The organism is Methylocystis suflitae (genome assembly GCF_024448135.1).
Taxonomy (GTDB): domain Bacteria; phylum Pseudomonadota; class Alphaproteobacteria; order Rhizobiales; family Beijerinckiaceae; genus Methylocystis; species Methylocystis suflitae.
In genome coordinates, this window is sequence record NZ_JAMRYX010000171.1 from 11,702 (window position 1) to 31,912 (window position 20,211).

At 64.6% G+C, this 20,211-nt stretch carries 20 protein-coding genes; 11 read left to right on the forward strand and 9 right to left on the reverse strand.

The window, feature by feature from the left end; translation table 11 throughout:
- Positions 1-215: 215 nt before the first annotated feature.
- The 6 genes from NEI07_RS12785 to NEI07_RS12810 all read right to left on the reverse strand — a co-directional run bounded on the left by NEI07_RS12785 (position 216) and on the right by NEI07_RS12810 (position 6,846).
- Positions 216-1,460 carry a cyclic nucleotide-gated ion channel gene (locus NEI07_RS12785; RefSeq protein WP_256035027.1) on the reverse strand — a complete coding sequence of 415 codons (1,245 nt, stop codon included), beginning with the start codon at positions 1,458-1,460 and terminating at the stop codon, positions 216-218.
- Entirely contained in the window at positions 1,457-4,129 is a 2,673-nt protein-coding gene (gene alaS, locus NEI07_RS12790) for an alanine--tRNA ligase (RefSeq protein ID WP_256035028.1), read from the reverse strand. Before alaS ends, NEI07_RS12785 begins: the two co-directional genes overlap by 4 nt.
- A 359-nt stretch (positions 4,130-4,488) precedes the next feature.
- Positions 4,489-5,838, reverse strand: a complete 1,350-nt coding sequence (locus NEI07_RS12795; protein WP_256035029.1) for a peptide MFS transporter — start codon at positions 5,836-5,838, stop codon at positions 4,489-4,491.
- Positions 5,839-5,909: 71 nt separating this feature from the next.
- Positions 5,910-6,374, reverse strand: coding sequence for a flavodoxin family protein (locus NEI07_RS12800; protein ID WP_256035030.1), 465 nt, complete (start codon positions 6,372-6,374; stop codon positions 5,910-5,912).
- A gap of 9 nt (positions 6,375-6,383) precedes the next feature.
- Positions 6,384-6,569, reverse strand: a complete 186-nt coding sequence (locus NEI07_RS12805; RefSeq protein ID WP_256035031.1) for a hypothetical protein — start codon at positions 6,567-6,569, stop codon at positions 6,384-6,386.
- 91 nt (positions 6,570-6,660) lie between these two features.
- Positions 6,661-6,846, reverse strand: a complete 186-nt coding sequence (locus tag NEI07_RS12810) for a DUF1289 domain-containing protein (protein ID WP_256035032.1) — start codon at positions 6,844-6,846, stop codon at positions 6,661-6,663.
- Between the two features lie 148 nt (positions 6,847-6,994).
- Between NEI07_RS12810 and argC the strand changes: the two genes are divergently transcribed.
- Complete coding sequence (gene argC / locus NEI07_RS12815) at positions 6,995-7,930, forward strand: N-acetyl-gamma-glutamyl-phosphate reductase (protein ID WP_256035033.1); 936 nt, start codon at positions 6,995-6,997, stop codon at positions 7,928-7,930.
- A 137-nt stretch (positions 7,931-8,067) separates the two neighbouring features.
- Here the strand turns inward: argC and NEI07_RS12820 are convergent, their stop codons facing one another.
- Both NEI07_RS12820 and NEI07_RS12825 read right to left on the reverse strand, forming a co-directional pair.
- Entirely contained in the window at positions 8,068-9,144 is a 1,077-nt protein-coding gene (locus tag NEI07_RS12820) for a transglycosylase SLT domain-containing protein (RefSeq protein WP_256035034.1), read from the reverse strand.
- Positions 9,145-9,390: 246 nt separating this feature from the next.
- Positions 9,391-9,837: an outer membrane protein assembly factor BamE gene (locus NEI07_RS12825; protein WP_256035035.1), complete on the reverse strand. Its 447-nt coding sequence runs from the start codon at positions 9,835-9,837 to the stop codon at positions 9,391-9,393.
- A gap of 195 nt (positions 9,838-10,032) precedes the next feature.
- Here NEI07_RS12825 and NEI07_RS12830 point away from each other — a divergent pair, with 195 nt between their 5' ends.
- The 9 genes from NEI07_RS12830 to NEI07_RS12870 all read left to right on the forward strand — a co-directional run bounded on the left by NEI07_RS12830 (position 10,033) and on the right by NEI07_RS12870 (position 18,499).
- Complete coding sequence (locus tag NEI07_RS12830) at positions 10,033-10,587, forward strand: YceD family protein (RefSeq protein ID WP_256035036.1); 555 nt, start codon at positions 10,033-10,035, stop codon at positions 10,585-10,587.
- A gap of 139 nt (positions 10,588-10,726) precedes the next feature.
- Positions 10,727-11,803 (forward strand): phosphate acyltransferase PlsX, encoded by a 1,077-nt coding sequence (plsX, locus tag NEI07_RS12835; RefSeq protein WP_256035037.1) that lies wholly within the window; start codon positions 10,727-10,729, stop codon positions 11,801-11,803.
- A gap of 8 nt (positions 11,804-11,811) precedes the next feature.
- Positions 11,812-12,789: a beta-ketoacyl-ACP synthase III gene (locus tag NEI07_RS12840; RefSeq protein ID WP_256035055.1), complete on the forward strand. Its 978-nt coding sequence runs from the start codon at positions 11,812-11,814 to the stop codon at positions 12,787-12,789.
- Between the two features lie 247 nt (positions 12,790-13,036).
- Complete coding sequence (locus NEI07_RS12845) at positions 13,037-13,390, forward strand: integration host factor subunit alpha (protein WP_256035038.1); 354 nt, start codon at positions 13,037-13,039, stop codon at positions 13,388-13,390.
- A gap of 64 nt (positions 13,391-13,454) precedes the next feature.
- Positions 13,455-14,855, forward strand: a complete 1,401-nt coding sequence (radA, locus tag NEI07_RS12850) for a DNA repair protein RadA (protein WP_256035039.1) — start codon at positions 13,455-13,457, stop codon at positions 14,853-14,855.
- A gap of 215 nt (positions 14,856-15,070) precedes the next feature.
- Positions 15,071-15,706, forward strand: coding sequence for a CvpA family protein (locus NEI07_RS12855; RefSeq protein ID WP_256035042.1), 636 nt, complete (start codon positions 15,071-15,073; stop codon positions 15,704-15,706).
- Positions 15,707-15,805: 99 nt separating this feature from the next.
- On the forward strand, positions 15,806-17,302 hold the full coding sequence (purF, locus tag NEI07_RS12860; protein ID WP_256035044.1) for an amidophosphoribosyltransferase: 1,497 nt from the start codon (positions 15,806-15,808) through the stop codon (positions 17,300-17,302).
- A gap of 231 nt (positions 17,303-17,533) precedes the next feature.
- Entirely contained in the window at positions 17,534-17,746 is a 213-nt protein-coding gene (locus NEI07_RS12865; RefSeq protein WP_256035045.1) for a type II toxin-antitoxin system RelE/ParE family toxin, read from the forward strand.
- Positions 17,747-17,752: 6 nt separating this feature from the next.
- Positions 17,753-18,499: an SDR family NAD(P)-dependent oxidoreductase gene (locus NEI07_RS12870; protein WP_256035047.1), complete on the forward strand. Its 747-nt coding sequence runs from the start codon at positions 17,753-17,755 to the stop codon at positions 18,497-18,499.
- Between the two features lie 20 nt (positions 18,500-18,519).
- Here NEI07_RS12870 and NEI07_RS12875 read toward each other — a convergent pair whose 3' ends face one another.
- Positions 18,520-19,098 carry a DUF992 domain-containing protein gene (locus NEI07_RS12875; RefSeq protein WP_256035048.1) on the reverse strand — a complete coding sequence of 193 codons (579 nt, stop codon included), beginning with the start codon at positions 19,096-19,098 and terminating at the stop codon, positions 18,520-18,522.
- A 251-nt stretch (positions 19,099-19,349) separates the two neighbouring features.
- Between NEI07_RS12875 and NEI07_RS12880 the strand changes: the two genes are divergently transcribed.
- Entirely contained in the window at positions 19,350-20,204 is an 855-nt protein-coding gene (locus NEI07_RS12880; protein WP_256035049.1) for an EcsC family protein, read from the forward strand.
- The last annotated feature ends 7 nt before the right edge of the window (positions 20,205-20,211 follow it).

The following is a 20,211-nucleotide window of genomic DNA, read 5'->3' on the forward strand; positions in this document are numbered from 1 at the left end:
GAAAGTTTCAGCGCTTGCGCTGCTTCTCGGCGTGGATGGCCGGGACAAGCCCGGCCATGACGGCTGAGTGGCGTAGAGAGACGACCAACTTCTAGTGTTCAATACGGCTTGCCCGCGACCCTTTGCTCGCGAGGCGCTTCCTCTCCGCGTCATGCCCGCGCTTGTCACGGGCATCCACGGCGCTCTCACGCGGAACCGCTCAAACCCAGCGTGATCTATGCCTCGTCCGTTTCTTCCGACGCCGCTGGTTCTTCGAGTTCGGCCTCGATGATATCGCCGTGCCGCTCGACGGGCGCGAATCCCGATCGCGACTGGGCGACCTCGCGTATCGCGTCGCCGATTTCCGGATTGCGCTTGGTCAGCGTCTGCAGATCATAAGCGTCGAGAATGAGGAGTTTCGTCGCCGCGGTCGCCCGCACGTCGGCGGTGCGTGACGTTTTGCGCAGCACGGCGATCTCGCCGAAAAACTGCCCTTCGCCGAGCGTGACGTTTTCATGCGGCAGCGCGACTTCAACCTCGCCCTCTGCGATGAAATACATCGAATGGGCGGGATCGCCCTTGCGCACGATCATTGCGCCCCGGGGTATGGATTGCGCCCGAAGGTAACGCATGATCTCGGCGATCCCGGCCGCATCGAGACCGCGAAACAGCGGCACGCTCGCGACCATCGTCCAGGTGACGACGAATTCGCGGCGGTGAATCTCTTCAGCGAAGGCGGTGGCGAGAATGCCGACCGGCAGGCCCAGCAGCAGAAAGCCCGTCACCATGGCGAAGGAGGCGATGAGCTTGCCCGCCAGCGTGAGCGGAATGACTTCGCCATAGCCGACGGTCGTCACCGTTTCGATCGCCCACCACATGGCGTCCGGAATCGTGCCGAATTTTTCGGGCTGCGCCTCATGTTCGGCGATATGCATCGCCGTCGAAAAGAAAAGCACCGCGCCAAACAGAATGATCAGCCAGGCGAGCAGCGCCTTGCGCTCGGCTTCGATCACGGCGAGCAAGGTGCGGATGCCTGGAGAATAGCGCGCGAATTTGAAGAATCGCAGCAGGCGCAGCATCAAAAAGACGCGCAGATCCGCCGAGAAGTAGAACGAAAGATAGAAGGGCAGGAAAGCGGCGAGGTCGATCAGCGCCCAGCCTGATGCGATGAAGGCGAGCCGCGCCGCCATCGGCGAGCGGCGCGCGTAGAGCGTATGTTCAGGCGCGCACCAGACGCGCAAGACATATTCGAGCGTGAAGGCGGCGACGGCGACATATTCAATGAGGTTGAAGATGTCCTCATAGCGGTCGCTGTATTCCGGCACCGATTCGAAGATCACCGAAACGACTGACAGCAAAACAAGACCGATCAGCCCGCGATGGACGACGCGCGCCACCCTGTCGTGGCTGCCGCCGTCCAGGACGACGTGGACGCGCCGCCGCAACAAAGCCAGACCGCGCCGCCGGTCCGGCTCGCTCATGGCGCTGCTGCTTTTCCGCGCAACGCGTCCTCGACGGAGGCGAGCGCCTGATCGATGGCGGCGGCGTTGGGGCCGCCCGCCTGCGCAAGGTCGGGGCGGCCGCCGCCGCCCTTGCCGCCGAGCATGACGCTCGCGACGCGTACGAAATCCACGGCGCTGTATTTCGCCGTGAGATCGTCGGTGACGCCGACGACGATGCCGGCCTTGCCGTCGGGCGAGGCGCTGGCGATCGCGACGACGCCCGAGCCGATGGCCTTCTTGGCGTCGTCGACCATCGACTTCAAATCCTTGGCGTCGATGCCTTCGACCGCGCGCGCGAGGAGCTTGACGCCGCCGATGTCCCTCGGCTTCTCGGCCGCGCCGTCGACAGCGCCGCCGCCCATCGCGAGCTTGCGCTTGGCGTCCGCGAGTTCGCGTTCAAGCCGCTTGCGTTCATCGAGAAGAGCGGCAAGCCGCGCCGGCGCATCTTCGAGCGGCGCGCGCATCAGCGCCGCCATGTCGCGCAGCGCGCGCGACTGCGCGACAAGCTGGCTGCGCGCGCCCTCGGCGGTCCGCGCCTCGATGCGGCGCACGCCGGACGCGACCGCGCCCTCCCCGACAATGGCGATGAGGCCGATATCGCCGGTGCGCGAAACATGCGTGCCGCCGCACAGCTCGACGGAGAAGGGATGCGCGGCGCCAGGGCTCACCGGCCCCATCGAGACGACGCGCACTTCGTCGCCGTATTTCTCGCCAAAGAGCGCGCGCGCGCCGGAGCGGATGGCGTCGTCCTGCGCCATCACCCGCGTCTCGACCGTCGCATTGTTCTGAACAATCTCGTTGGCGAGCGTCTCGACGCGCGCCAGCTCCTCATCGGTGAGCGGCTTCGGATGGGTGAAGTCGAAGCGCAGGCGATCCGGCGCGACGAGCGACCCCTTCTGGGCAACATGCTCGCCGAGCACCTGCCGCAGCGCCTCATGCAGAATGTGCGTGGCCGAATGATTGGCGCGCGCCTGCGTGCGCCGCTCGTGGTCGACGTCGAGCTCGAGCGCGAGGCCGGGCGTGATCTCGCCCTCTTCGACGACGCCCTCGTGAACGATGAGGTCGCCGAGCTTTTTGACGGTGTTTTCGACTCGGAAGCGCACGCCGCGGGCGCGCATCAGGCCGACGTCGCCCACCTGTCCGCCCGATTCGCCATAGAAGGGGGTCTGATTGAGGATCAGCGCGCCGCGCGCGCCCTCGTTGAGCGAAAAGGCCTCGCCGCCGTCATGAATAATGGCGGTGACGACGCCTTCGCTTCTTTCCGTTTCGTAGCCCAGGAATTCGGTCGCGCCGAGACGTTCCTTCAGCGCGAACCAAAGCGCTTCGGTCGCGGTTTCGCCAGAGCCGGCCCAGGCCTTGCGCGCGTCCGCACGCTGGCGCTCCATCGCGGCGTTGAAGACCTCCTTGTCGACGCCAATGCCGCGCGGACGCAAGGCGTCCTCGGTGAGATCGAGCGGAAAGCCGTAGGTGTCGTAGAGCTTGAACGCCGTTTCGCCGGAAAGCTTGTCGCCCTGCCCGAGCGCCGCCGTCTCCTCGTCAAGGATCGCGAGGCCGCGCGCCAAGGTCGCGCGAAAGCGGGTCTCTTCGCTCAGCAGCGTGTCGGCGATGAGCGACTGCGCGCGCACGAGCTCCGGATAGGCCAGGCCCATCTCGGCGACGAGCGTCGGCGCCAGCCTCCACATCAGCGGCTCCTTCGCGCCGAGAAGCTGCGCATGACGCATGGCGCGGCGCATGATTCGGCGCAACACATAGCCGCGGCCTTCGTTCGACGGCGTGACCCCGTCGGCGACGAGGAAAGAGGAGGCGCGCAGATGGTCGGCGATGACGCGATGGCTCGCGCCCTGCGGGCCGTCGACCGGCGCGCCGGTGAAATCGGCGACGGCGCCGGTGAGCGCGCGAAACAGATCAATGTCGTAATTGGAGGTCACGCCCTGCATCAGCGCGGCGATGCGCTCCAGACCCATGCCGGTGTCGATCGAGGGGCGCGGCAGCGGCGCGCGTTGCCCCGGCGCCACCTGCTCATATTGCATGAAGACGAGGTTCCAGAACTCCAGGAACCTATCGCCGTCCTCATCCGGGCTGCCGGGCGGACCGCCTTTGAGCGCCTCGCCCTGATCGTAGAAGATCTCCGAGCAGGGGCCGCAGGGGCCGGTGTCGCCCATGCTCCAGAAATTGTCGGCGCTGGCGATGCGGATGATGCGGCGGTCGTTGAAGCCGGCGATCTTTTTCCACAGATCATAGGCCTCGTCGTCATCGTGATAGACCGTGACGAGCAGCCGATCGACGTTGAGCCCGAATTCGCGCGTGATGAGATTCCAGGCGAGCTCGATCGCGCCTTCCTTGAAATAGTCTCCGAAGGAGAAATTGCCCAGCATTTCAAAGAAGGTGTGGTGGCGCGCGGTGTAGCCGACATTGTCGAGGTCGTTATGCTTGCCGCCGGCGCGCACGCATTTTTGCGCCGAGGCGGCGCGCGCATAGGCGCGTTTCTCGACGCCGGTGAAGACATTCTTGAATGGCACCATGCCGGCGTTGGTGAACATCAACGTCGGATCATTGTGCGGCACAAGCGAAGACGACGCGACTTTCTCGTGCCCATTATGCGCGAAATAGTCGAGGAAGGCGGTTCGGATCTGGTTGACGCCACTCATGCGGTCACGGCTCGCGAATGCGTCTCTGTCGCCAAAGCGGCTTTTGCGCCGATGCGGGAGACGCGTTTAAAACAATAACCTGGAGCGGCCTTTCGTTTCAACGAAACAGCCGACGGCCCAAGGTTGCGGCGAAGGCTGCGGCAGGCGGCGCCGTCGCGCGCTTCATCATGCGCGATATGACAGTTTCGGGGGGAAACGGCAATGGCGAGGGACCGCCAGGCAGGGCGATCGGATGAAGGGCTTCCTCATCCTTGGAACTTAAACCGTGCCGGCTCGGCTAACATCTCCTCGCGATCGCCCCCGGCCAAGAGGCCATGATGGCGATAGCGGCTTCGTTCAATCCTTCAGGTCAACGCGACCTAGCGGGAAGACAGGAGGCCGCCAAGCGGTCGCCGCGCAGCCTCAACGATCAGCGCGCCGACGACGCCGAGCGCGCCCATGAGCAGGAAGAAATACACGTTGGACAGGCTCGACCACAAACTGCCGAGCCATCCCGCCAGGAGATTGCCGAGAAACATCGACGTGAACCATACGCCCATTAGCGCCGAGCGCGATCCTTCCGGCGCGACATGCGACACGAGCGACAGGGCGATCGGCGAGAAATGCAGCTCCGAGACGGTGATGACGCCAAAAAAGGCGAGGAGCCAAAGCCAGCTCGCTGCGCCGCCGTCGCTCGTCCAGGCCGCGAGCGCCATGACGCCGTAGCTCACCGCGACGCCGAGACAACCAAGCGACATTTTACTGATTGTCGAGGGCTCGCGCCCAGCCCGAGAGAGCCGGCTCCAAAAGGAAACGAGCGGCGGCGTGAAGAGAAAGATCATCAGCGGATTGAAGGCCTGAAACCACGTCACCGGAATTTCGGCGCGCCATCCGAAAACATCGACGCCGCGGTCGGTGGATTGCGCCGCCCAGAGCGCGATCGTGTTGCCCTGCTGCTCAAAGGCCGCCCAGAACAGCGCGGAAGGCGCAAAGAGCAGCATGAGGATGGTGAATGACCGGCGAAACTGCGCGCGCGCCTGCGCCGTCGGCGCACGCCTTACGCCGCGCATCGGCTCGGACGGCAGGCTCGGAAGGCCCATCACGTAAGTCGCGAGGCCGATCGCCATGCCGACGCCCGCGCAGGCGAAGCCATAATGCCAGCCGATCCTCTCCCCAACTGTTCCGCAAACTAGCGGCGCGAAGAACGCGCCGATATTAATGCCGACATAGAAAATCGAATAAGCGCGGTCACGACGGGCGTCCGCGCGCGCGTAAAGCTCCCCGACCTGGACGGAGATGTTCGGCTTGAAGCCGCCGCAACCGAAGGCGATGCAAAGCAGCGCGATCAGGAACAGGCGATCAAAGGCCATCATGAAATGGCCGATGGCCATCAACGCCGCGCCGATCACGATCGTGCGCGTGCGCCCTAACCAGCGGTCGGCGATCGCCCCGCCCAGAATCGGCGCGAGATAAACGAGGCCGGTGTAGAGCCCGTAGATTTGCGAGGCGAAAGGTTGCGGACCGAGCGGGCCGGAAAGCGTCTCGAGCCCGCGCTTCAAGGCGTTAAGGCCGAGCGCCGTGTCCATGCGCTCCGGCGTGAGCAGATAATTCACCATGTAGAGGACGAGAAGCGCCCGCATCCCGTAATAGGAAAAGCGCTCCCACATTTCTGAAGCAAAGAGAAAGGCGAGCCCGCGCGGATGGCCGAGGAAATCGTCGCTTCGCTGCATTCGTTCCGCCGGACCATCGTTCGCGCCGGCCTGCGGCCCGCGCGGCTTCTATAGACGATGGCTTGATCGGCTCAAATGGCCCCCACGTCGAGGCCTGCCGCGACGAGCATACCCAGTTCGCGGCAGGCGTCCACGAAGTCCTCCCGCCATTCGCCCCGGCAGATGAGCGGCTCGCGGATCGCCCGCCAGCGCAGGCCCGTCACGATCGTCTCGACGCCGCGCCGCGTTCCTGTTCCATCATGGCCGGCGCGAATGTAAAGCGCGTATGGCAGGCCTTGCGTGCGCTCCAACAAGGGATAGTAGCAACGATCGAAGAAGTCCTTGAGCGCGCCGCTCATGTAGCCGAGATTTTCGGTGGTTCCGAGAATGACCGCCTGAGCGGCGAGAACATGTTCGGGCGTCGCCGCGAACGGGCTGAGCGTCTCAACCTCGATCCCCTCGATCTCGGGCGCCCGCGCGCCGGCAAGGGCCGCGTCCCTCAGCCGCTCGGTATGGCGCGACGGCGCATGCGCGACGATCAGCAGGCGCTTTGGCAAAGAATGCGGCTACCAGGGGTGGAATTCAGGCACGTAAATGATTTTCAAGCAGACCGCCAACGCCATGACCGCAAGCATGGCCAAGAGCGCGGTGTAGCCGATCACCGTATAGACCGAGGCGTTGTAGACCGAATCCACCAACCGCAGCGCATATGCCCGCAACGCGCCGTCTCTTTCCGCGACCTGTTTCGCCATGGCCGCTCCTCCTTTGGAAGCGGGCGCGAGTGATTTCGCCCTCAAATGCAAGGTAGGGACGATCAAGCTGGCGCCAATCCATTTCAAAGGATTATTTGCCGGCGCGCGCTTCTTTGCGACGTGCGGATTTGCGCCGCTCGGCCAGTTCGACGACCTTTGCCTTTTGCGCCGCCGACATCGACGTCCAGCCGGCGATCTCGGCGCGCGTGCGGCCGCAGCCGGCGCAAACGCCGTCCTGATCGAGTTCGCAGATCTTTACGCATGGACTGTCGACCATCGGCTCCCGCTTGCGACTGCGCTGCGCCCGAATTGCGGTGGACGCGTCCCGCCGCGCTATAGGATGGCGCGCCGCGCGCGTCAAAAACGCGTGAAGGTTCTTCGCGACAATCCTTTTTCTCTTTCGCCAAATCGATTAGATGCGGGCCATGACGACAAAAACGAAGATCTTCATCGACGGCGACGCCGGCACCACCGGGCTCGAAATCCGCGAGCGGCTCTCTGGTCGCGCGGACATTTCGCTCCACGCGCTCCCACAGGAGACGCGCAAGGACGTCGCCGCGAAGCGCTACATTCTCGCTTCCGTCGACATCGCGATTTTGTGTCTGCCGGACGATGCGGCCAGAGAAACCGTCGCGCTCTGCGACGCCCTCGGCGCGGGCGGCCCGCGATTGCTCGACGCCTCCACCGCGCATCGCGTAGCGGAGGGTTGGGTCTACGGCTTCGCGGAGCTCTGCGAAGGACAGGCGGCGGCGATCGCCCGCGGGCGCCGGGTGGCCAACGTCGGCTGCTACGCCACGGGCGCGATCGCGCTCATCCGTCCGCTCGTCGACGCCGGGCTTATCCGGTCGGACCAGCCGCTGACGATCAACGCCATCTCGGGCTATTCGGGGGGCGGACGGCAGATGATCGAAGCCTATGAGCGCGGCGAAGCGCCGGCGTTCGAGCTCTACGCACTTGGGCTCGAGCACAAACATGTGCCCGAGATCATGTCCTATTCGAAGCTTTCCGAGCGGCCTCTTTTCGTGCCCTCGGTCGGCAATTTCAGGCAGGGCATGCTGGTCTCGATACCGCTCGCGCTCGACGCATTGCCTAGCAAGCCCAAAGCCGAGGATTTCGAAGGCGCCTATGCGGGTCACTACGCCGAGGCGAAACATGTCCGGCTCGCGGCCGCGCCGGCGAGCGGCAAGCTCGACCCACTGGCGCTGAATGGAACCGACGATATGGAGGTCTTTGTCATCGCCAATAAGGCGCGCCGTCACGCCGTGCTCGTCGCCCGGCTCGATAATCTCGGCAAGGGCGCGGCTGGCGCGGCCGTGCAGAATCTCGACCTGATGACTGGGAAAACCGCCGTTTCAGCCTAGAGCGCTTCCCTATCACATGGAATCATGTGATCGATAAGGAATCGCTCAAAATCAAAATGTTGAGCAGGTTCTCATCGAAAAAGTCTGTCAACTTTTTCGGAACCTGCTCGAGCGCCGACGGCGAAGATTCGGCGCGCCTATTCGGCATAGGCGGTTGCGCCTCCCGGCAGTTTCGCAGCAACGTCCTCATAGCGGCTGGTGCGCTTGTCCATCATCGTCTCGAAGGCCTCGTGCACCTCACGGACCGAGCGATCCTTGAGCCGGCGGCCCTGCTGCTCGTAGAAGATCGGCCTGTTGGCGCGCGCCGGCCTCGGCAGCAGCGACGCCGCCGACGTGTGCGGCGCCTCGTCCATGGTCCGCATGAAGCGCTCTGCGTCGTCCGGACCCAGGAAATGGATGAGGTAGGTTTCGCCGCGGGTCAGAGGACGGCCGAGCTTCTCGGCGATCCTGGAGCTGTCCTTCTTAAGCATTTCGGCGGCGAGAACCGCGGAAAGATAGGGATCGTTGCGCAGGCCCAAGATTCGCGCCCGCTTCTGTCCGCTGACGCGCGCCGAATCGTCGCTCGCGATCACCGCCGCCGTCTCGCCATGCCCATGGCGCCAACCGAAGGTTTTCATCGCTTTAAGCCAGGTCTTCTCGACGAATTGGAAGAGCCCGCTGGCGGAAGACGTCCGCGCCTTCGCGGTGGAGGAGAAATTCGACTCCTTGTCGGCGATGGCCATGAGCAGCGCCGGGTCCATTTCAGTCGTCTGCGCCGCTTTCACGACACGCTCGACGATCGACTGCTGCACCTTGACCGACCCGAACCGCATCACGCCCGGCGCATCGAAGGCGTCGTCACTCCCCAGCCGATGCGACCAGGTGAGCGCCGCCTGGTCCAAAGAGAAGTCCGAGTCGAGCGCCGTATCGTCATCGGCGGATTGCGTCAGCGCCGCCAGCGTCGTCAGCGGAGAGGCGGCGACGCGAACGCGCGTAGTGCGCGCGGTCCGCTCCGGACGATGAGTCTCGTCGCGCTCAGCGGTCATCGCCAGGACAGCCAGCACCGATAGCAGGGTCGCGACGCAAAGCGCCCGCAACAAAGGGGAACAGGATTGATCCAGCAGTAAGCCCGGCAGGGTCGCGTGGGGCGACGCCTTGGACTGCCGGCCTGAGCGAGGCGACGCGACCTTCTCGTCCTTCGAAGGCGGCGGGGCGTTCGTCAGCGTGACAGTCATGCTTCGCGGGTTCTCCACAATTACGCAACGTTTGCGTAAACAGAAGGTTACCTGCGAGGCGGGGCGAAAGATCGGCGGCCGGAGCCATGCTCGCGCCACAATTACGGCCGCGCCAAAGCGGCGCAATCGCTAAAAAGCCAATTATTACAGAAAGCTGCGTAGATCGCCGCGTCGCTGCCGCCACAATGACGCCATCAGTTCGAGACGCGAACTCGCTGCGGCGTCTCGAAACGAGAGCGGGCGTCTCTAGAAGAGATTCGACACCTTGGAGAGCATGCCTTGGAGCAGATGATATTCGGGGCCGGCGGTCGGCGTCGTGCGGGTGATGAAGTCGATCGGCTTGCCGTCCTCCATGCCGTAATCGGCCACGCGCTGAACCTTCTTCGACTTGTCGAAGTAAACCGCATAGACGCGCTGATCGGTAATATTCTGTGGCATGAAGGCGAATTTGCGCTCAATACGCTGGCTGACGTAGTACCAGGCGTCGCCGCCGACCGTCGACGTTGTGGAGGGGGTGCCGAGAGTCGTCATCACCTGCTGCGCCGGCATGCCAGGCTTGATCTGCCCGGTGCTTCGCGAATCGAGCACGGCGCCGCGGTTGACGACGCCCTCATAGCCGAGACAAGCGGAAAGCGAAGCAGCGAGGCCGGCCACGGCCGCTAAACGAGAAACGACGCGCAAAGCCTGCGCCATGAATGTCTCCGAAATCTTACGCCGCAGCGCGCTTGCGCTTTGGTGGATAGTCCCTCGCCAAATCCGTAATCTTCGAACGCAGCGAAAGCAAGACGCTCTTCTTCCACTGCGCAGCGCTGGCTTCCGTGCGCCGAGGCACATATCTGGTTCTATGGAACCCCCGCGACTTGGAGACAGCGACATGGAGACAGCGCCATGAACAACACTTTCGACTCGCATCCGCCGCTTTCGCGCCGTCTCGCCCTCTCTGAAGTGCCCCCCGAAGGTCTCGACGTCGACATCCGGGCGACGCCGCTCGAATGCGCCGCGCTGGCGCAGCACAATGCGCTGCCCGCCGTCCATTCGCTCCAAGCAGAGCTGCGCGCGCGGCGGCGCGGCGACAGGTTGGAGATCGAGGGCGAGCTTCGCGCCAGGCTTCGGCAAACCTGCGTCACGACGCTCGAGGAGTTCGACTCGGAGCTCATCGAACCCATCCAGATGCGCTTTGCGCCGCCGCCGGAGGAGGCGCCGCGCGGCCGACGGCGCCACGAAGAGGTGACTGAAATTACGCTCGATGAGGATCCGCCTGATCCGTTGATCGGCGGCGTCGTCGATCTTGGCGCGGTGGTTTCGGAGTTTTTCACGCTGGCGCTCGATCCCTACCCTCGCAAGCCAGGCGCAAATTTCGTCGAGCCGCAGCCTGGCGACGGAGCTCAGGCAGCCTCGCCTTTCGCCGCCCTGGGACGGCTCAAGCCGCGCCGCGAGGCTTGAAGGCACTTGCGCCTATGGCCAGCAAATGGCAAGTCGCCCGCAAGGGCGGGAGCGCGAACGCGCTTCTCGGACGCGTCACAAAGGCCAGCCAAGAGTTAAGGCGGCGAATCCAGGCGCGCAGTCGGGAGAAACGAGTTAAATGCCGCAAACTGTTCGGATCGCGCTCGACGCGATGGGCGGCGATTTTGGTCCGAAGGTGACCATCGCGGGCGCCGCCAACGCGCTCGAACGGCGTCCCGAGAGCCGCTTTCTGTTGATCGGCGACGAGCCGGCGATCCGCGCGCAGCTTCAACGCCATCCGCGCCTCGCCGAATGCGCCGACGTGCGCCACTCGTCGGTGTCGATCCGCATGGACGACAGGCCGAGTCAGGCGCTGCGCTACGGGCGGCGGGTCTCGTCGATGTGGCTCGCAATTGAGGCGGTCAAGAAAGGCGACGCCGACGTCGCGGTTTCGGCCGGCAACACCGGCGCGCTCATGGCCATGGCGAAAATCTGTCTGCACACGATGGCGCGCGTCGATCGCCCCGCGCTCGCCTGCCTTTGGCCGACGCTGAGGGGGCAGTCCGTCGTGCTCGACGTCGGCGCGTCCATGGGGGCCAACGCCAGCCACCTCGTGGATCTGGCGATCATGGGCGCGGCCATGGCGCGCGTGATGTTGGGAGTCGAACGTCCGACGGTCGGTCTGCTCAACGTCGGCACCGAAGAAATCAAAGGCATAGAGGAGGTGAAGACCGCCTCGACCATGCTGCGCGACCTCGCCCTGCCCGGCTTCGATTATCGGGGTTTCGTGGAAGGCGACGGCATCGGCAAGGGCGCCGTCGACGTCGTCGTCACCGAGGGCTTCACCGGCAACATCGCGCTCAAGACCGCCGAAGGGACGGCCGCCCAGATCGCCGCCTATCTCAAACAGGCGATGGGCGGCTCGCTGCTCGCCAAACTCGGCTATTTTCTGGCGCTTGGCGCCTTTCGCGAACTGCGCGCCAAAATGGACACGCGGGCGACCAACGGCGGGGTGTTCCTCGGGCTCGAAGGAATCGTCATCAAAAGCCACGGCGGCGCCGATTCGGTCGGCTTCGCGCGGGCTGTCGAGATCGGCCACGAGATGGCCGGCAGCGACCTTCTCAATCGCATTCGCGACACTGTCGCGCTGGCGCACAGCCTCGAAGGCCATGACGGCGCCGTTTCAACCAGTCCTCCCCAGGAAGCCGCTCAGTGACGACAAGCATGCCTCAACTGCGTTCCGTCGTTCTCGGCGTCGGCGCCTATTTGCCTGCGAAGACGCTCAGCAATATCGAGTTGGCCAAGCTCGTCGACACGAGCGATGAGTGGATCGTGCAGCGCACCGGGATCAAGGAGCGCCATATCGCCGCGGAAGGCGAGACGACGTCGATGCTCGGGGAAATGGCCGCGCGCGATGCGCTCGCCAACGCGGGAATTACCGCCGACGACATCGACCTGATCGTCGTGGCGACGTCGACCCCAGACTGGACCTTCCCCTCGACAGCGACGCAGATTCAAGCGGCCCTGGGCATTACGCACGGCGTGGCGTTTGATCTGCAAGCCGTCTGCTCGGGATTCGTTTTCGCCGTCGCCACGGCGGAGAAATTTCTACGCTCGGGCTCCCACAAGCGCGCGCTTGTCATCGGCGCCGAGACATTCTCCCGGATCATCGATTGGACCGACCGCACCACCTGCGTGCTGTTTGGCGACGGCGCCGGCGCGATGGTGCTCGAGGCGCAACCGTCGCAGGGAGCTGCCGACGAGCGCGGCGTGCTGACGACTCATCTGCGCTCTGACGGACGCCATCGCGCGAAACTCCACGTCGACGGCGGCCCGTCCGCGACTCAAACCGTCGGTCATCTGCGCATGGAGGGGAAAGAGGTGTTCCGCTTCGCGGTCGGCCAAGTCACCGACGTCGTCAAGGACGCTTTCGCCGCGACTGGACTGACCCCCGAGGATCTCGACTGGTTCGTGCCGCATCAAGCCAATCGCCGAATCATCGACATGTCGGCGCAAAAGCTCGGGATTGCGCCGGAAAAGATCATCGCCACCGTGCATTTACACGGCAACACCTCCGCCGCGTCGGTGCCCCTGGCTTTGGCGGTCGCCTCGGCGGACGGACGAATCAAACGGGGAGATCTCGTCATGCTTGAAGCCGTCGGGGGCGGCTTTACATGGGGATCTGCGCTGATACGCTGGTAAGCTCGCGTAATACAACAACTATTTCTATGTAAGCAAATATTGGCGCGAAATATTACACGCGCGGTTACAGCCTGCGCTTGATTTCCGCATCCAATTCTGAAAAATTCTGACAATAGCCGGTGGCGAATACCCGCTGTGGGCGGGTTTCGGAGCGCTAACGCGCCGCCATTGATAGCGCCCCGTCGTCCCTCCCGGCGCGCTCCGAACAGCCCACGACCGTCGTTTTTGGTGAATTGTAAGGCAGAAGATGGCCAAGGGGGACGCGACCGCTAAGCCGAATGGCGAAGCGAAAGAAAAGCGCATGGCGAGAGGGGGCACCGTGACCCGCTCGGACCTTGCAGACGCAGTTCATCGGAAAGTTGGCGTGCCGCGGGCGGAGTCCGCGAAATGCGTCGAAATGGTGCTCGAAGAGATCTTCGAGCGCATCGTCGCGCGCGAAGACGTCAAGCTCTCTTCCTTTGGCGCCTTTACGATACGCTTCAAGAAGGAGCGGCTGGGACGCAATCCGAAGACTGGCGCAGGCGCCATGATTTCGGCGCGGCTGGTCGTCTCCTTCAAGCCCTCCAACATCATGCGTGCAAAAATCAACAGCGACGAGTGACGCTCGCGCCTTTAGTCGCGCTTACCCGCTTGACAAGCGTCGGCTCGCCATGCGCCAAGCAGGCATGGCCAAAAGCCGCGCGGTCTACGTCTGTCAGAACTGCGGCGCCGTCGCGTCGCGGTGGCAAGGTCGCTGCGACTCCTGCGGCGAGTGGAACAGCCTCATTGAAGAGTCGGACGCCGGCGCGCCCGCCGTCGCCCGTCGCGCCGCGCGCGGCCGCGTCTTCGAACTCGAGGGGCTCGCTGGCGAAGGCCGGTCCGCGCCTAGGATTGCGACGGGGATCGACGAATTCGACCGCGTCACCGGAGGCGGCTTCGTGCCTGGCTCGGTGCTGCTGCTCGGCGGCGAGCCGGGCATCGGCAAATCCACTCTGCTCATCCAGGCCTGCGCGACTCTGGCGCGCCGCGGCGCGCGCGTCGTCTATATTTCGGGCGAAGAGGCCGTCGCCCAGGTGCGCCTGCGCGCGACCCGGCTCAATCTCGCCGATTCGCCGGTGGAGCTCGCCGCCGCAACTCAGGTCGAGGACATTCTCGCCACCTGCGCGACAGGCACCCGCCCGGCGTTGATCGTGATCGATTCGATACAGACCATGCACACCAACATGGCGGAGTCGGCGCCTGGAACGGTGACGCAGGTGCGCGCAAGCGCTCAGGCGCTGCTGCGCCACGCCAAGACGACGGGCGCGACGATCGTTCTCGTCGGCCATGTCACAAAGGACGGGCAGGTCGCAGGTCCGCGCGTGGTCGAACACATGGTGGACGCCGTCCTGTCCTTCGAGGGCGACGGCGCGCATCATTTTCGCATGCTGCGCGCCTCCAAGAACCGATTTGGCGCGACAGGCGAAATCGGCGTCTTCGAGATGACCAGCCTCGGCCTCGCCGAAGTCGCCAATCCATCGGCGCTTTTTCTCGCCGGCCGAGACTCTGGCGCGCCGGGCGCTGCGGTCGTCGCCGGCATGGAGGGGCAGCGTCCGCTGCTGATCGAAATCCAGGCGCTCGTCGCGCCGACCTCCCTCGGCACGCCTCGACGCGCCGTCGTCGGTTTTGACCAGAATCGGCTCTCCATGATCCTCGCCGTGCTCGAAGCGCATGGCGGGCTGAAGCTTGGCATGCACGACGTCTATCTCAACGTCGCAGGCGGATTTCGGGCCCAAGAGCCGGCCGCCGATCTCGCCGCTGCCGCCGCCCTCGTCTCGTCGCTCACCGGCGCCGTCCTGCCGCCCGACATGTGCTTTTTCGGCGAGATCGGGCTTTCCGGCGCGGTGCGGCCCGTCATTCACGCCGGCATGCGACTGCGCGAGTCCGGGAAACTTGGGTTCCATCACGCCGTCGTCCCGCAATCCCAACAAATTTCCGACGATGGGCGCGGCGCCGGCGTGACGATCCGTCCCTGCGCAGACGTCGGCGGCCTCGTCGCCGCCATCGCCCGCATATCGGCGCGCGAAAGAACGATTGCGCGCGGCTAAAGAGGTCGCGCATTAGTGTTTCCGGCTGGCCTCAAGATGCGTTAGAAGGCTGCCAGTGCGAAAGCGAGACGCCTGCCGGACCGACGCTTGGCCGCCTGCGGCGGCGCAAAGTTGACACAGGTTCTGGAGAGGGTCGTGCGGATGTCGCCTGGAAGGCGGCCAACAGCCCGTTCAGAAGCGTTCAGAGCTCGGGGCGAACAAGCAAGGGGCTAGCGATGCCGTCATATCTTGATTTGGCTGTGATTACCGTCGTTCTGGTTTCGGGGATGCTCGCTCTTTTGCGCGGCTTCACCCGCGAAGTGCTTGCAATCCTGTCCTGGGTCGCGGCGGCGGCGGCGGCGTATTTCTTTTATCCGCTCGCCCTCCCCTACATCAAACCTTACGTCAGTAAGGACGAGATCGCTCTCGCGGCTTCCGTGGCCTCCGTGTTCTTCGTCGCTCTGATCGCCGTTTCTCTCATCACGGTGAAGCTCTCCGACGTCATCCTCGATTCGAAGGTCGGAGCCCTCGATCGCACGCTCGGCTTCCTGTTCGGCGCCGTTCGCGGCGCGCTGCTCGCCGTCGTCGCCTTCGTCTTTTACAGCTGGCTGGTGCCCGAAACGAATCAGCCCGAATGGATCAAGGATGCGCGCGCTAAACCGTTCCTGACGGCTGGCGGCGAGAAGCTGCGCGAAATGCTGCCCGACGACATCGACAGCCTCGTCGCCAAGATCAAGGCGAAGAAGGGCGCTCCGGCGAATGAGGAGCCGCCCGCCGACGTCGAGCCGGACAAGATTCAGCCAGCCCCGACCGACGCAAGCTCCGAGACGCCGGCCGAGGCGGCGCCTCCATCGGGCGATAAGCCTGAATGATGGTCTTGCAGATGAGCCCCGCCGCTGGCACATATGACGGGAATGCGACGCCCGGGCGCTTGGGAATGCTGAGCGGCGGCGCGTCATGGGGGACGAAGCATGACGGAGGCCGCCGAGGATCTTCAACGACCCTCATCCCGCGAGATTGACGCGACAGACGGTCTCGACGGCGACAGGCTTCGTGAATATTGCGGCGTTTTCGGCGTCTTCGATCTGCCGGACGCCGCAGCGATCGCCGCGCTGGGCTTGCACGCCCTGCAGCATCGCGGCCAGGAGGCCGCCGGCATCGTCAGCTTCGACGGCGGCCGCTTCCATACCGACCGCCGTCTGGGATTGGTCGGAGATCACTTCTCTCAGGAAAACACGATCAAGCGCCTGCCAGGCGCCACGGCGATCGGCCATGTGCGCTACGCCACCACCGGCGAAACCATGCTGCGCAACGTGCAGCCGCTGTTCGCGGAACTGAACACGGGCGGCTTCGCGGTCGCCCACAACGGCAACCTCACCAATGCCCAGACGCTGCGCCGCGAACTGATCCGCGAAGGCGCGATTTTCCAGTCGACCTCGGACACCGAGGTCATTCTTCATCTCGTCGCGCGCAGCCGCAAACCGCTGCTCATCGACCGCTTCATCGAAGCGCTGCGCTCGATCGAAGGCGCCTATTCACTGGTCGCGCTCACCAACAAGAAGCTGATCGGGGCGCGCGATCCGCTCGGCATTCGCCCGCTCGTCATTGGCGAATTCAACGGAAAATATATTCTCGCGTCGGAAACCTGCGCGCTCGACATCATCGGCGCGCGCTTCGTGCGCGACGTGATGAATGGCGAGATCGTCGTCATCTCCGAGGACGGAATTCAGAGCTTGCGGCCGTTTCCGCCGCAGCCGATGCGCCCCTGCATCTTCGAATATATCTATTTCGCCCGTCCCGATTCCATCGTCCATGGCCGTCCGGTCTATGAGGTGCGCAAGGCGATGGGCGCCGAGCTCGCGCGCGAGCGCCTGATCGAGGCGGACGTCGTGGTGCCGGTGCCTGACTCCGGCGTGCCGGCGGCGCTCGGCTATTCGCAGCAATCCGGCGTGCCGTTCGAACTCGGCATTATCCGCAATCACTATGTCGGGCGCACCTTCATCGAGCCGACGCAAATCGCCCGCGATTTCGGCGTGCGCATGAAACACAGCGCCAACCGCTGCGTCGTCGCCGGGAAACGCGTGATCCTCATCGACGATTCCGTCGTGCGCGGCACGACCTCGGTGAAAATCGTGCAGATGATGCGCGACGCCGGCGCGACGGAAGTGCATTTCCTGATTTCGTCGCCGCCGATCACCAATCCGGACTACTACGGCATCGATACGCCGCAGAAGGAGAATCTGCTCGCCGCGACGCATACGCTCGATGAAATGCGCGAATATATCGGCTGCGACTCGCTGGGCTTCCTGTCGGTCGACGGCATCTATCGCGCCATGGGCTACGAGCGCCGCGACCCCAACCGGCCGCAGTTCACCGATCACTGCTTCACCGGGGATTATCCCACGTCGCTGACCGACCTTGTCGGCGAAAACCGCGCGCAACTGTCGCTGCTGGCGGAAGCGAGCTGATACACGACAATCGCGTAAACGAGATTGCCATGTCGAGCGCAGTAAGTGCATCCGCGGTCATGCCCTCCGCCACGCCGACTGAAGCGGAGGTGGAAGAATGGCGGCGGCTGCCGCGAGACGAACAACTGCGCCGGCTGCGCGAAGTTCTCGCAAGCGCTGATAGCGCCGCTGCGTCAGAGGCGATGATGGACGAAATTTTAGCAGAAGCTCGTCGCCGCGCTGACCAGCGTCGTGGCTGAATTCCGTCTTTCTCGGCGCGCGCACGCGGATCTCCTCGACATTTACGCCTTTACCGAAGCGAAGTTCGGATCCTATCAGGCCGAAGCCTACCACTCGGGATTAGCGCGCACATTCGGCCTGCTGGCTGATTTTCCTGCTATAGGAGTTAGCATCCGAGCGCTGATCCATTTGCGTCAGGCTCTCAGGCCGTCCTTGTTTGAATAGATCATCATGACGCTTCTCCCTTCCGACCGCATCGCACTTGTCACCGGCGCGTCGCGCGGCATTGGACGCGCGCTCGCCCTGGAACTCGCGCGCGGCGGCGCGCATGTCGTGGCCTTGGCGCGCACGCAGGGCGCGCTCGAAGAACTCGACGACGAGATACGCGCGCTTGGCGGACAAGCGACGCTCGTTCCATGCGATCTGGCCGACTTCGACGCGCTTGACCGTCTCGGCGCCACGCTGTTCGAACGGTGGGGCAAGCTCGACGCCTTCGTTGGCAATGCAGGCGTTCTCGGCCCTCTGTCGCCGCTCGCCCACGTCGACCCGAAGGACTGGAACCGCGTCATGGCGATCAACGTCACCGCAAATTGGCGTCTGATCCGTTCCCTTGATCCGCTCTTACGCGCGTCGGGCGCCGGGCGCGTCCTCTTCATCACCTCAGGGGCGGCGCATCGCGAGACGATGAAGCCGTTCTGGGGCCCCTATGCGGTCTCGAAGGCGGCCCTCGAAGCAATGGCCCGCACCTACGCGTCTGAGGCCGCCGGCGATGGCGTGACCGTCATGCTCGCCAATCCGGGTCCGCTGCGCACGCGCATGCGCGCTCAGGCGATGCCGGGCGAAGATCCGATGACGCTCAAAACGCCTGAAGAATTCGCAAAAAAAAGCCTCGCGCTGCTGACGCCGGAATGGCGCGAGAGCGCGAGGCTTTATGATTTCCCCACCGACCGGCTGCTGAGTTTCTCGGCGCCGGTCTGATGCGACTTTAGAGCCGACCCTTAGCTGTGATGGCGGCTCGCGTGATCATGCGCGTGGAGCTTGTGCCAGCGGTGGTGATGATGCACGTAGCCGTGGCGCAGAGCGGGCGGCGCGGGCGGCGGGACATAGGCGAGCGTCAGGCGCTCGACGCCGGCCGTCCAACCGACGCCGGAGCCGGCTTCGACGCTAAATGGCTGCAGCGAGAAAGTGTTATTGGATCCGCCGACGAGCGCCGCGCCGCCGCCGCCAACCAAAACTTTGGCTGAAAAGCCAGGGCCATAATAGGCGCCCGCGAGCGCGCCCGGTCCAATGTGACTCGTGGCGGAGACGACGCCCCAGGCAAGTTCGCCAGGACCGTTGATCGTCACATTGGCGCCGACCTTGGTGAGCGCGCCGACATAGTGAGCAGGAACAGCGCCTTCAGCGTCATCGCGATAAATGCAATCGATCTGCTGATTTTCGACCAAAACGCTGATGCCGCTGCCGAGCAGCTGGCACTGCAAGGAGCCGATGCGGTCGCCCGCGAAGGCGCTCGCCGGCGCCAGCAGGGCCAGAGCGAAAACGCCGCTCAGCGCGCGACCCAATCCAAACTTCCGCATTTAGTTCTCCTCTTCCTGATCTGCGGGCCCCATCTGAAGCGGAGCCGCAGCAGCACGCCTTGCAGTACATCACGACCGGCGAAATGCAACAGCGCCGCTCCAGTCAGGAATGTATCGCGTCTTGAGGGCGGATCATGTGCGCGCGCGCACGAGCGCTGCGCCGCCTGCCGCTTCGCCACACCTTTGCCGCGCTTGCAAAGGCCGCGGAAGAGTCCGATTTTCTAAAGGTGAACTAAAAAACCGAGGCTTCCGTGTCGAACTCCTATCCGCTTCCCGTTCTCGTGGACCAGTGCCTGTCACAGTCCGACGTCGAAGCCCTGCACGCCGCCGTCGCGGCGCTGGAAAGACAGAGTTTTGCGACGCGGCTTGCCGGATTGGCCAGCCGGCAGCTCAGTTTTGGCTCGCTGACGCTGCCGCCGCGACTGCAGTCGGCGATCGCCTCGGCGACCGAAAAGGCGCTCGCCGCGGCGATGAAGATGGCCCTGGCGAGCCTCGACGCGCAGCCGGCGAAGGACTCCCTACGCATTCACCGTCGTCTGGCGGCGCTGACCGGAGGCGTCGGCGGCGCCGTTGGCCTCGCGAGCCTGCCGCTCGAATTGCCGGTGTCGACGACGATCATGCTGCGCTCGATCGCGGAAATCGCGCAGGCGGAGGGAGAGGACCTGCGCCACCCGGGCGCCGCCCTCGCCTGCCTCGAAGTTTTTGCGCTGGGCGGCCATTCCGCCGAGGGAAATGTGCTGGAGGGCGGCTATCTTGCGCTGCGCGCCGTGCTGGCGAAATCCGTGTCCGACGCCGCGCGCTTTCTGACTGTCCGGCAGGTTTCCAACGAGGCGGCGCCCGCTCTTGCCCGTCTGATCGGCGCGATCGGGGCGCGTTTCGGCATGGTCGTGTCGCAAAAGACCGCGGCGCAGGCCATCCCTGTCATCGGCGCGATCAGCGGCGCGGCGATCAATGTCGCCTTCACCGAGCACTTCCAAAGCCTCGCGCGCGGCCATTTCGTCGTGCGCCGACTGGAGCGGCTCTACACCCCTGCCGTGGTGCATGCCGAATACGCCAGAATCGCCCGTGCGGAAGGCTATTGGAACGATCCGTCGCGGGCCGCCTGAGCGGCGC

Excerpts from the sequence above, each read along its gene's own strand:
- NEI07_RS12810 (WP_256035032.1), bottom strand. The coding sequence starts at position 6,846 with ATGGTCGACAGTCCATGCGTAAAGATCTGCGAACTCGATCAGGACGGC.
- NEI07_RS12845 (WP_256035038.1), top strand. The coding sequence starts at position 13,037 with ATGGCCAAGGGGGACGCGACCGCTAAGCCGAATGGCGAAGCGAAAGAA.
- argC (WP_256035033.1), top strand. The coding sequence starts at position 6,995 with ATGACGACAAAAACGAAGATCTTCATCGACGGCGACGCCGGCACCACC.
- radA (WP_256035039.1), top strand. The coding sequence starts at position 13,455 with ATGGCCAAAAGCCGCGCGGTCTACGTCTGTCAGAACTGCGGCGCCGTC.
- NEI07_RS12785 (WP_256035027.1), bottom strand. The coding sequence starts at position 1,460 with ATGAGCGAGCCGGACCGGCGGCGCGGTCTGGCTTTGTTGCGGCGGCGC.
- NEI07_RS12830 (WP_256035036.1), top strand. The coding sequence starts at position 10,033 with ATGAACAACACTTTCGACTCGCATCCGCCGCTTTCGCGCCGTCTCGCC.
- NEI07_RS12875 (WP_256035048.1), bottom strand. The coding sequence starts at position 19,098 with ATGCGGAAGTTTGGATTGGGTCGCGCGCTGAGCGGCGTTTTCGCTCTG.
- NEI07_RS12820 (WP_256035034.1), bottom strand. The coding sequence starts at position 9,144 with ATGACTGTCACGCTGACGAACGCCCCGCCGCCTTCGAAGGACGAGAAG.
- alaS (WP_256035028.1), bottom strand. The coding sequence starts at position 4,129 with ATGAGTGGCGTCAACCAGATCCGAACCGCCTTCCTCGACTATTTCGCG.
- NEI07_RS12825 (WP_256035035.1), bottom strand. The coding sequence starts at position 9,837 with ATGGCGCAGGCTTTGCGCGTCGTTTCTCGTTTAGCGGCCGTGGCCGGC.
- NEI07_RS12840 (WP_256035055.1), top strand. The coding sequence starts at position 11,812 with ATGCCTCAACTGCGTTCCGTCGTTCTCGGCGTCGGCGCCTATTTGCCT.
- NEI07_RS12795 (WP_256035029.1), bottom strand. The coding sequence starts at position 5,838 with ATGCAGCGAAGCGACGATTTCCTCGGCCATCCGCGCGGGCTCGCCTTT.
- purF (WP_256035044.1), top strand. The coding sequence starts at position 15,806 with ATGACGGAGGCCGCCGAGGATCTTCAACGACCCTCATCCCGCGAGATT.
- NEI07_RS12855 (WP_256035042.1), top strand. The coding sequence starts at position 15,071 with ATGCCGTCATATCTTGATTTGGCTGTGATTACCGTCGTTCTGGTTTCG.
- NEI07_RS12870 (WP_256035047.1), top strand. The coding sequence starts at position 17,753 with ATGACGCTTCTCCCTTCCGACCGCATCGCACTTGTCACCGGCGCGTCG.
- NEI07_RS12805 (WP_256035031.1), bottom strand. The coding sequence starts at position 6,569 with ATGGCGAAACAGGTCGCGGAAAGAGACGGCGCGTTGCGGGCATATGCG.
- plsX (WP_256035037.1), top strand. The coding sequence starts at position 10,727 with ATGCCGCAAACTGTTCGGATCGCGCTCGACGCGATGGGCGGCGATTTT.